Raw genomic sequence first — 2,448 nt, forward strand, 5'->3', positions numbered from 1 at the left:
TGCGTGTGCGCGTCGATCAGTGCTGCGAACGGATGGGCCATCGGTTTTCTCCCCTTGAAAAAGGCGGGGAGCCTTTCCAGCCCGGCTCGCGAGCCGCCGAGTGTCACGGACTCGGATGGCGGTGTTCAGCCATCTTCTAAGAAAGACAGTCGGAAGCGTCAATGACGCTGCCGAAAACCGATCACATGGGGCTATCTGCAGCGAAAAAATACTCATCGGCAGGCATCATGCCTGCGGAATGTGCGCCTAAATACATCTCCCATAGAGGCCATCCGCTGACGCGGCTAAGAAGAGAAGCTTCACGCAGCCCTATGACCAGTAGCGGAGTGGATTCGTGCAAGACGCTCGGAGATCCGTCGTTGGCGAGCGGTTGCCCTTCTTGGCGGGATGCGCGGCGTTCATGACAGAATCGCGGCATCCTTCAGCGCTGCGGGTGCTGGGTCGGATCACAGCAAGCCGCTTTTCCACCGGTACCTATTGGAAGAGGCGCGCCGCGCCTTTGTGCTGATGCTCGATGGAGAGCAGCAGCACGTCGCCGCGAGCTGGGCGGTGAGTGCCTCAAATGGAGCGCTGCTGGGCCAGAAAGAGAAGCCCCTCTAGGGCCAATTTCTTGATCGCCTGCTCGGTGATGTCGGGCAGAACATCTGCGTGAGAGCCAGGCTCGGTTTGACACTCCATGAAGTGGACGTATGGGAACGCGACATCGAAGGAAGAGGACTATAGAACCTTGACTGCATTGATGAACGAAGAAGTGAGGCGGCCTATCCAACTGGAGTTGTCGCAGCTTGAAAACCACCTGTGGGAAGCGGCCAACATCCTGCGCGGCAGCCCGGTCGACCGCACCGACTGGAAGAGCTTCATCCTGCCGCTGCTGTTTCTCAAACGGCTCTGTGATGTCTGGGACGAAGAGCACGCCGAGATGGTAACGATGTATGGCGAAGACTTCGCCGACCAGCACCGTTTCCATGTGCCGTCAGGTTGCCACTGGAACGATATCCGCGAGACCGCCGCCAACGTCGGCGCCGCGATCGCCAACGCCATGCGTTGTATCGAGCGGGCCAACCAAGACCACCTGTATGGCGTCTTCGGCGATACGCAGTGGACCAACAAGGAGCGCCTCCCCGACGACCTGCTGAAGGATCTGATCGAGCACTTCTCCGCCTTGCCGCTCGGCAACGCCAATGTCCGCAACGATGTCATCGGCGATGCCTACGAGTATCTGATCAAGAAATTTGCCGACGCGACCAACAAGAAGGCCGGCGAGTTCTACACGCCGCGCAGCGTCGTTCGGTTGATGATCGAGATCCTCGATCCCCAGGAGGGCGAGTCCATCTACGATCCCGCCTGCGGCACCGGCGGTATGTTGCTCGCTGCGGTCGAGCATGTGCGGCATCAGGGGGGCGATCCGCGCACCTTCTTCGGCAAGCTCTACGGGCAAGAGAAAAACCTGACCACCTCGGCCGTGGCCCGCATGAACCTCTTGCTGCACGGCCTCGAGGACTTCCAGTTCGAGCGCGGTGACACGCTGCGCAATCCGCTGTTCAGCGATCCAAGCACGGGCGGACTCGCGACCTTCGATATCGTGCTTGCCAATCCGCCCTTTTCGCTCGAGAAGTGGGGCCGCGAGGTCTGGGAGAGCGATCCCTGGGGCCGCGCCTTTGCCGGACTGCCGACAGATAAATCCGGTGATTTTGCCTGGGTCCAGCACATGGTCAAGTCGATGGCGCCGATCAATGGCGCCATGGCTGTGGTCCTGCCGCAAGGCGCGCTCTTTCGCGGCGGCGTCGAGGGCAAGATCCGGCAGCATTTGCTGGAGCAGGACCTCATCGAAGCCGTCATCGGTCTGGCCCCGAACCTCTTCTACGGCACTGGGCTTGCCGCCTGCATCCTCCAGGGCTGTGAAGGTCACAAAAAGTGAACGCAACGACTCCTGCCGGTCGCCCGCCCTCGACGCAGCTGAATCGCCCGAGCAGCGCGAGTCGCGCGTCTTCGGTACAATCGCGCCCTTTTGTAACCAGCGGGCTGTTGACGATCTTGCTGAATCCACTGCTTGAGCGCTTTGCCGAGCATTTCCCCATCCCCACCATGGCGCGCGCGGTGTTGGAGCGCAGCTTCCATCCGGACCAGCTCAACGCCTGGTTTGAGCAGACGGCGCAAAGCCAGTACACCCGTCATCTGTTGTTCTCGACGCTGTTCGATCTGATGATGCAGGTGGTCACCCGCCAGCAACCGTCGATCCATGCGGCCTATCAAGGGGCGCGCGAGGACATCCCCGTCACGCGCAAAGCGGTGTACGACAAGCTCAATGGACTGGAGCCGGGGATCTCGGCCGCGCTGGTGGGCTATAGCGCCGAGCAGGCGGGTCGGGTGATCACCTCGCTCGCGGCCACCCGCACGCCGTTGCTGCGCGATTATCGCGTCAAGATCCTCGATGGCAATGCGCTGGGC

General features: G+C 61.3%; 1 protein-coding gene and 1 pseudogene. Both read left to right on the forward strand.

Annotated features, from left to right (window positions below; all coding sequences use genetic code 11):
- Positions 1–739 precede the first annotated feature (739 nt).
- Positions 740–1,918 (forward strand): type I restriction-modification system subunit M, encoded by a 1,179-nt coding sequence (locus tag CKO23_RS24395; protein WP_200336047.1) that lies wholly within the window; start codon positions 740–742, stop codon positions 1,916–1,918.
- 107 nt (positions 1,919–2,025) lie between these two features.
- Positions 2,026–2,448: pseudogene (locus tag CKO23_RS24400) on the forward strand (IS4 family transposase); the annotation flags it as partial.

The organism is Thiocystis violacea, assembly GCF_016583565.1.
GTDB lineage: Bacteria > Pseudomonadota > Gammaproteobacteria > Chromatiales > Chromatiaceae > Thiorhodococcus > Thiorhodococcus violaceus_A.